General features: G+C 70.2%; 8 protein-coding genes and 1 pseudogene. 8 read left to right on the forward strand and 1 reads right to left on the reverse strand.

Annotated features, from left to right (window positions below; all coding sequences use genetic code 11):
* The first annotated feature begins 278 nt into the window (after nucleotides 1–278).
* From ABZU46_RS29725 to ABZU46_RS29755, 7 genes are all read left to right on the forward strand, one after another.
* Entirely contained in the window at nucleotides 279–974 is a 696-nt protein-coding gene (locus tag ABZU46_RS29725; RefSeq protein ID WP_354862952.1) for a hypothetical protein, read from the forward strand.
* 148 nt (nucleotides 975–1122) lie between these two features.
* Nucleotides 1123–1587: a DUF948 domain-containing protein gene (locus ABZU46_RS29730; RefSeq protein WP_354862941.1), complete on the forward strand. Its 465-nt coding sequence runs from the start codon at nucleotides 1123–1125 to the stop codon at nucleotides 1585–1587.
* 29 nt (nucleotides 1588–1616) lie between these two features.
* Nucleotides 1617–1922 carry a hypothetical protein gene (locus ABZU46_RS29735; RefSeq protein ID WP_354862942.1) on the forward strand — a complete coding sequence of 102 codons (306 nt, stop codon included), beginning with the start codon at nucleotides 1617–1619 and terminating at the stop codon, nucleotides 1920–1922.
* On the forward strand, nucleotides 1919–4597 hold the full coding sequence (alaS, locus tag ABZU46_RS29740) for an alanine--tRNA ligase (RefSeq protein ID WP_354862944.1): 2679 nt from the start codon (nucleotides 1919–1921) through the stop codon (nucleotides 4595–4597). Before ABZU46_RS29735 ends, alaS begins: the two co-directional genes overlap by 4 nt.
* A 73-nt stretch (nucleotides 4598–4670) precedes the next feature.
* Complete coding sequence (gene ruvX / locus ABZU46_RS29745; protein WP_354862946.1) at nucleotides 4671–5129, forward strand: Holliday junction resolvase RuvX; 459 nt, start codon at nucleotides 4671–4673, stop codon at nucleotides 5127–5129.
* Nucleotides 5129–6325, forward strand: coding sequence for an endolytic transglycosylase MltG (gene mltG, locus ABZU46_RS29750; protein WP_354862947.1), 1197 nt, complete (start codon nucleotides 5129–5131; stop codon nucleotides 6323–6325). The genes ruvX and mltG overlap by 1 nt, the downstream gene beginning before the upstream one ends.
* 171 nt (nucleotides 6326–6496) lie before the next feature.
* Nucleotides 6497–6805 carry a hypothetical protein gene (locus tag ABZU46_RS29755; RefSeq protein WP_354862949.1) on the forward strand — a complete coding sequence of 103 codons (309 nt, stop codon included), beginning with the start codon at nucleotides 6497–6499 and terminating at the stop codon, nucleotides 6803–6805.
* A 199-nt stretch (nucleotides 6806–7004) separates the two neighbouring features.
* On the opposite strand, the gene ABZU46_RS29760 is transcribed toward ABZU46_RS29755, so the two are convergent.
* A complete protein-coding gene (locus tag ABZU46_RS29760; RefSeq protein ID WP_354862950.1) occupies nucleotides 7005–7496 on the reverse strand; it encodes a peptidoglycan-binding domain-containing protein in 492 nt (163 codons plus the stop codon).
* 153 nt (nucleotides 7497–7649) lie between these two features.
* Here ABZU46_RS29760 and ABZU46_RS29765 point away from each other — a divergent pair.
* Nucleotides 7650–8083, forward strand: a pseudogene (locus ABZU46_RS29765) (shikimate dehydrogenase); the annotation flags it as partial.

An 8083-nucleotide genomic window follows, 5' to 3' on the forward strand; every position in this document is an offset into this window, starting at 1 on the left:
CGGGCGTCGGGCAGCCGCCCGTCGGCGACGACCGGGCGGGCGCCGAGCACGCCGGCCCCGGGTCACCCGTGGCCGCGCGTGCCGCCGCCCCGCGACCGGCGGACCGCGCCGCGGGCCGTGCCCTGCCGCCGCCGCGCGAGGCCGGCCGGCCCGAGCCCAGCGGTGTCGCTCCCGTGCCACCGTCCGGCCGGCCCGGCGAGCCGGTCGGTGTGGCCCGCGCCGCCGTCGTGGTGCCCACCGCGACCGCGCCGGTCGCCGAACCGGCCGACGGGCCCGCACTGCGCGCGGCCGGCCAGGACGCGTCCGCCGACGACGACGCCCCGGGCGCCCGTTCCGAGGTACGCCGGCAGTCGCGCGAACGACGCCGGCTGCGGGTGGCCGTCCTGGCGCTGGTCAGCGTCGTGCTGCTCGGCGCGGTACCGCTCTTCTTCGGCGTCCGCACGCTGAGCCGGGACCCGGTCTTCGACAACCTGGACCAGCTCGCCGTGCCCGCGTGGGCCGCGACGAAGACGGTCGACGACGTCAGCGGCAGCCGCTGGTGCCTGCTCGACTGCCGGCTGCGTGAGCGCACCGTCACCTCGGAGAAGTCGCCGGAGGAGACGGCGAAGGTCTACGAGGACGCGCTGCGCCAGGACGGCTGGCGACCGTGGAAGGTGAGCCGCTGCCCGGAGCAGGAGACGAAGGGCAGCTACACGTGCTGGCGTCAGGACGAGCTGACCCTCGACCTGTGGGTACGGGCGCCGGCCTGCGTACCGCCGCCGGTCGACGGGGAGCCGGCGATCGTGCCGTCTCCGGAGCCGTCGGCCGCTGCGGGGGAGTGCACCGGCTCGTTGGTGTCGGTGAAGGTGCGCAACGCGATCGACGACGAGCGGACCAGGCCGCAGCCCAGCACCGATCCGTCACTGACCGGAGAGGACCCGTTCCCGACGGTCAGCGGAGATCCGCTGGGCGACGTGACACCCTCACCGTCCTGAGCCGCTCTCCATCACGGACGGTAGGGTCTGGGGCTGGCGGGCCCGCCCGTGCCCGGCGACCGGCGACGGCTCGGTGGGTTCGGTGGGCGCCAGGTTGTGCGTTCCGGGGACGTCGGGTCCGGCGGAAATCTGCTTGAGGAGGACACGCGTGGGCGACATTTTAGAGGTCGCGGCGCTGATCGCGGCGTGCGCGTTCGCGGTGCTGGTGCTCATCCTGACGCTGCCGATCCTGCGGCTGCGGCACACGGTGGACGCCACCACGCGCATGATCAACGACCTCAACGATCGGACGGCGCCGCTGCTCGGCGACGTGAACACCACGGTGAAGAACGTCAACGTCGCCCTGGAGCAGGTGCAGACCTCGCTCGACGGCGTGAACCTGCAGCTGGCGAAGGTCGACACGATGACCAGCCACGCCCAGAACGTCACCGCAAACGTCGCCAACCTCGCCACAGTGGTCTCCGCCGCGGCCGCGAACCCGCTGGTCAAGGTGGCCGCGTTCGGCTACGGCGTGCGCAAGGCCGCCGCCGGCCGCCGGCACGCCGAGACCGAGCGCGAGGTGCGCGACACCATCAAGCAGCAGCGGCGGGCCGCCCGGCGCGGCAACCGCTGACCGGCCGGGCCAGCAGGAGGTAGCAGGACATGAGGCGGTTGTTCTGGCTCGGCATCGGCGTGGCCGTCGGCGTGATCGTGGTCCGCAAGGCGACCCGGACCGCGCAGGCGTACACCCCGGCCGGCATCGCCAGCTCGTTGTCGGAATCCGCTGGCGGCCTGGTGGAATCGCTGCGTAGCTTCGTGGAGGACGTCCGGATCGGGATGGCCGAACGCGAGCAGGAGATCCACCAGGCGTTCGCCCAGGGTGAGGCGTTCGATGACCAGTTCGCCGAGCTGCGGGAGTCCCCGCGGATCGGCGATCGAGACATTTTTCCGGAGGAACACCAGCGATGAAGACGGCGGAGATCAAGCGGCGGTACCTCGCGCACTTCGAGGCGAACGGCCACGCCGTGGTGCCGTCCGCTCCGCTGCCCGCCATCAGCGACCCGAACCTGCTGTTCGTCAACGCCGGCATGGTGCAGTTCGTGCCCTACTTCCTGGGCCAGCAGACCCCGCCGTACCGGCGGGCGGTCAGCGTGCAGAAGTGCCTGCGCACCCCGGACATCGACGAGGTCGGCAAGACCAGCCGGCACGGCACGTTCTTCCAGATGAACGGCAACTTCTCCTTCGGTGACTACTTCAAGGCCGGCGCGATCCCGCTGGCGTGGGAGTTGTCCACGAAGCCGATCGCCGAGGGTGGTTACGGGCTGGATCCGGAGCGGATCTGGCCGACGATCTACCTCGACGACGACGAGGCGTACGAGATCTGGCGGTCGGTGGGTGTGCCGGCCGAGCGGATCGTCCGCCGGGGCAAGGCGGACAACTTCTGGTCGATGGGCATTCCCGGGCCGTGCGGTCCGTCGTCGGAGCTGTTCTACGACCGGGGCCCGGAGTACGGCCGCGAGGGCGGCCCGGCGGTCGACGAGGACCGCTACATGGAGTACTGGAACCTCGTGTTCATGCAGTTCGAGCGCGGTCCGGGCACCACCAAGGAGGACTACCCGATCCTGGGTGACCTGCCGGCGCAGAACATCGACACCGGCATGGGCCTGGAGCGGATGGCCTCGATCCTGCAGGGCGTCGACAACCTCTACGAGATCGACGAGGTCCGACCGATCCTCGCCCGGGCGGCCGAGCTGACCGGCAAGCGTTACGGCGCGCACTCCGGGCACGTGGCCAGCGAGTCGCACCCGGACGACATCCGGCTGCGGGTGGTCGCCGACCACGTACGGACCGCGCTGATGCTGATCGGCGACGGCGTGACCCCGAGCAACGAGGGCCGTGGCTACGTGCTGCGCCGGATCATGCGCCGGGCGATCCGGTCGATCCGACTGCTCGGCTGGCAGGACCGGGCGCTGCCGGAGCTGCTGCCGGTCGCGCGGGACTGCATGGCGCCGTCGTACCCGGAGCTGGCGACCGACTTCGACCGGATCGCGCAGTACGCGTACGCCGAGGAGGAAGCCTTCCTGTCGACGCTGCGCGCCGGGACGACGATCCTGGACACCGCGATCGCCGAGACCCGCACGGCGGGCGGCACGGCGCTGTCCGGGGCGAAGGCGTTCCAGCTGCACGACACGTACGGCTTCCCGATCGACCTGACCCTGGAGATCGCGGCGGAGCAGGGCCTCACGGTCGACGACGAGGGCTTCCGCCGGCTGATGGCCGACCAGCGGACCCGGGCGAAGGCGGACGCGCAGGCCCGCAAGACGGGGCACACCGACGTGTCGGCGTACCGGTCGGTGCTCGACGCGGGTGGCCCGGTGACGTTCACCGGCTACAGCGAGGTGGCCCGCGAGTCGCGGGTGCGGGCGCTGCTGGGCTCCGACGGCCCGCGTCAGGCGGCGACCGAGGGTGAGACCGTCGAGTTGGTGCTCGACACGACCCCGTTCTACGCCGAGGGCGGTGGCCAGCAGCCCGACCACGGCATCATCACCGTCGGCGACGGTCAGGTCGAGGTGCTCGACGTGCAGCAGCCGGTGCCCGGCCTGATCGTGCACCGGGCCCGGGTCATCCGGGGTGAGGTGCACCCCGGCGACACCGGCTACGCCGAGATCGACACCACCCGGCGGCGGGCGATCTCCCGGTCGCACACGGCCACCCACCTGGTGCACCAGACCATGCGCAACTTCCTCGGCGAGTCGGCCACCCAGGCGGGTTCGCTGAACGCCCCGGGTCGGCTGCGGTTCGACTTCAACACCCCGACGGGTGTGTCGCCTACCGTTCTGCGCGACGTGGAGCAGCAGGTCAACGAGGTGCTCCTGGCCGACCTGGAGGTGCACGCCTTCATCACCTCGCTGGACGAGGCGCGGCGGATCGGCGCGATGGCGCTGTTCGGCGAGAAGTACGGCGAGGAGGTGCGGGTCGTCGAGGTCGGCGACTACGCCCGCGAGCTGTGCGGCGGCACGCACGTGGCCCGCTCGGCCCAGCTCGGTCTCGTGAAGATCCTCTCCGAGTCGTCCATCGGCTCCGGTGTCCGCCGGGTCGAGGCGCTGGTCGGCATGGACGCCTTCGGCTTCCTGGCCAAGGAGCACCTGCTGGTCTCCCGGCTGGCCGAGCTGTACCGGGTGCCCAACGACCAGGTCGCCGACCGGGTGGAGCAGACGGTGACCCAGCTGCGGGACGCGGAGAAGGAGCTGGAGAAGCTGCGCGCCCAGTTGGTGCTGGGTGGCGCGGCGGCGCTCGCGGCGCAGGCCAAGGATGTGCGCGGGGTGGCGTACGTGGGCACCGAGGCGCCGGAGGGCGCGGCCGGTAACGACGTACGGACCCTGGCGCAGGAGATTCGCGGCAAGATCGACCCGGCGCGGCCGGCGGTGGTCGCGGTGGCGGCCCGCGCGAACGGCAAGGCGTCGCTGGTGGTGGCGGTCAACGCGGCCGCCCGCAGTCGGGGTCTGGCCGCCTCGGACCTGGTGAAGGCGGCGTTCTCCGGGCGCGGCGGGGGTAGCCCCGACCTGGCCCAGGGCGGCGGCCTGCCGGCGGCCGAGGCGCCGAACCTGCTGCTCACCGTCGAGAAGGCGATCACCGAGGCGTGATGGACGGTCATGGTCGACCAGGGCGGACCGATCGGTCCGCCCTGGTTCGTCGACAGCCGAGGGGTGACCGTCGGTGAGCGGCTTCACACGGGGCGTTCGTATTGGCGTGGACGTCGGTCAGGTGCGCGTCGGGGTGTCCCGCTCGGATCCGGACGGGGTGCTGGCCACGCCGCTGGTCACCCTCGCCCGCGATCTCACCGCCGCGCCGGACGCGGTGCCGAGCGACCTTGCCCAGCTCGCGGCCCTGGTGGCCGAACATCAAGCGGTCGAGGTTGTCGTCGGCCTTCCGGTCAACCTGGCCGGCAAACACGGTCCCGCGGCGGTCGGAGTGAAGGCGTACGCTGACCGATTGGTCGATGTGATAGCGCCCGTACCGGTAACGCTTACCGACGAGAGGATGTCGACCGTGGTCGCTTCTCGTAGGCTTGCCGAACGTGGCGTCCGAGGTAAACGTCAACGTGCGGTTGTCGACCAGGCGGCCGCGGTGGAGATCCTGCAGAGCTGGCTGGACGCGCAGCGGAGGCGGACGTAATGATCGACGATCTGGATCTTGGGTTTGACGAGCCGGAGCGGGGTGAGAAGGGCCGGCACCGGCGCAGCTTCCGTAAGCGCAAGGGCGGTTCTGGTGGTGGCCGGGGCAAGACCTTCCTGGCGCTGCTGATGGCCCTGCTCCTGTTGGGCGGCATCGGTGGCGGCGCGTTCTACGGGTTCGACCGGATCCAGAACTACTTCGTCACCCCCGACTACGACGGTGCCGGGTCCGGTGAGATCACCGTCGAGATCAAGAACGGCGCGTTGCTGGCCGACATGGCCGACGCCCTGGTCGCGGCGGACGTGGTGAAGAGCCAGAAGGCGTTCATCGAGGCCGCCGAGGCCAACTCGCGCAGCAAGAACATCCAGCCGGGCACGTACAAGCTGCGCAAGCAGATGAGCGGCGCGAGTGCCGTGACGGCCATGCTCGACCTGAAGAACAAGATCGTCAACGGGCTGACCATCCCCGAGGGCCGCACCAGCAAGAACATCTACAAGCTGCTCTCCGACAAGACCAAGATCCCGGTCAAGGAGTTCGAGGCCGCCGCGAAGGACCCGGAGGCGCTCGGCGTCCCGGACTGGTGGTTCAAGCGCGACGACGGCAAGAAGGTCGTCAAGTCCATCGAGGGCTTCCTCTACCCGGACACGTACGAGATCCCGCCCAAGGCCACGGCCGAGAGCATCCTCAAGCTGATGGTGGACAACTTCCTCTCCGTGACCGGCGAGATGAAGTTCGCCGACCGGGTGCAGAAGGAGCGGGGTGGCGTCAGCCCGTACGAGGCGTTGATCGTGGCGTCGCTGGCCCAGGCCGAGGCCGGCAACAAGGACGACCTGGGCAAGGTCGCGCGGGTGGCCTACAACCGGGTGTACGGCGAGTTCAACTGCAACTGCCTGGAGATGGACGTCACGGTCAACTACTGGTTGGAGTTGACCGGTAAGCCGACCAAGACATCGGCCGAGATGAATCAGTCGGAACTGCTCGACACCACGAGCCCGTACAGCCGCAAGCTGAGGGGCCTGATTCCGACTCCCATCAACAACCCCGGTAAACCGGCGCTGGAGGGTGCGATGGACCCGCCGGTGGGCAAGTGGCTCTACTTCGTGGCGATCGACAAGCAGGGGCATTCCGCTTTCGCCGAGACGTACGAGGAGCAGAAGCGTAACGAGGCCAAGGCCAAGGAGGCTGGGGTGATCTGATGCCGCCCGTTCCCATCTCGGGTTCACCGTCACGCCGCGCTGGCGGGGCAGCGTACTTCTCCTCTGCCTCTTAAACTGCCGCTGTCCGTATCGACAGTCTTGAGAACGGGGGGAATGGTTGTGACCACGAAGAGATGGACGGCGCGAGCTGGAGCGGTCGCCTCGACGGCTATGGTGCTGCTTGCCTTCGCGGCAGTGCCGGCACAGGCCGCTGAGGTCACCAGGAGCACCACCGGTGCCGCAGGTCGGGCCGTCTACATCAAGAATGGTGACTGGGACCTCTACGCCCGGGACCCGCTGACCGATGGGCACTGCGCCCGTTGGCAGGAGCGCGCCCCGGGTAGCAGCTCGTGGTCGTGGAAGGGCAACTCGATCTGCACCTCGTCGGAAGGTTGGGCGGCCTTCGCGCGGTCGGGCTACTCCTACCGGATCTGCCGCACCGGTATCGGCAACTGCTCGTCGGTGGCTACGCTCCCCTGACCAGGTGAGAAACCGGCCGAAGCCGGTTGACGGGTAGCGGTCCGGCCGGTGGCTCAGATAACGGCGGACACGGTACCGGCAGCCGTCCCGCGCCGCCCGCAACAGTGCGAAGGCTCCCTTTCCAATGGTGACCGATAATGTGTCGGCTTGGAAAGGGAGCCTTCACGCTGGCCCTGATGAGAGACGATTTACGTCATTGTCAGTGGCTGGTGCCGGTCCATGAGCCGGTGCGCGGGTTCAGGAACGTCCACACCCCGTTGCTGTTCTGCTTGCGCAGCGCGAACGTGCGGTTGTAGCCGTAGTAGAAGTACCCGGTCTGGGTGCTCGTGTCGTAGCCGGTGTTGCGGTTGACCGCGCCGTACGCCTTGCCCCAGGTCTGCGGCCCGACCGACCCGTCGATGCCGATGTTCATCACGTCCTGCCAGGTCCTGGTCTTGGCGGCGGTGTTGGAGCCGTACTCGCCGTCGATGAAGCTGGTGCCGACGGTGCCGCTGAGGTCGTCGGCCCAGATGATGGCCTGCCAGAGGCGCACGATGTTGCCGGCGCGCACGCACGAGCTGGACGCGCACAGCTCGTGGTTGTCCGACCAGCTGCCCGCCGCGCTGTCCGCACGCGCGGGTGCGGCGGCCATCAACGACAGGCTGAAGGCCGCGGCAATCGCGATGAGGACGCGCAGAATCCGTTTGTTCATGGTTCCCCCCTGTTTCCGATCGATCGTCCTGCGCCGAATGCTTTCACCGACGTCGATGGAACGTCAAGCGAACACCGTGGGCGCGGTCGGCGACGGGTGGTGCGGTGGTCGGTGCGGTGGGTAGGGTCGAGGCGACGTGTACGGGGGGCGGACATGACGCGGACCGTGGTGGCCCGTCGGGCCGCGGTGCTGGGCAAACCCATCGCGCACTCCCTGTCGCCGGTGATCCACACCGCCGGCTACGCCGCCGCCGGGCTGGCCGGGTGGTCGTACACCCGGGTCGAGTGCGCGGCCGCGGAGCTGCCGGCCCTGGTCGCCGGCCTGGGCCCCGAGTGGGCCGGGCTGTCGGTGACCATGCCGGGCAAGGAGGCGGCGCTCGCCGTGGCCGACGCCGCGTCGCCGGTCGCCGTCGCGGTCGGCGCGGCCAACACGTTGGTACGCCGTCCGGACGGCTCCTGGTACGCGGACAACACCGACGTCGGCGGCATGGTCGATGTGCTCACCGGGGCCGGGGTGGGGGCCCGCCCCCCCCCGCCCGCGGGACGCCTTTGTGTCGGCGGGGGGGGGGGTATAGCCGCGCACCCCGG

The sequence above is a fragment of the Micromonospora sp. NPDC005197 genome (assembly GCF_040608295.1).
In the GTDB taxonomy this organism is placed as follows: Bacteria; Actinomycetota; Actinomycetes; order Mycobacteriales; family Micromonosporaceae; genus Micromonospora.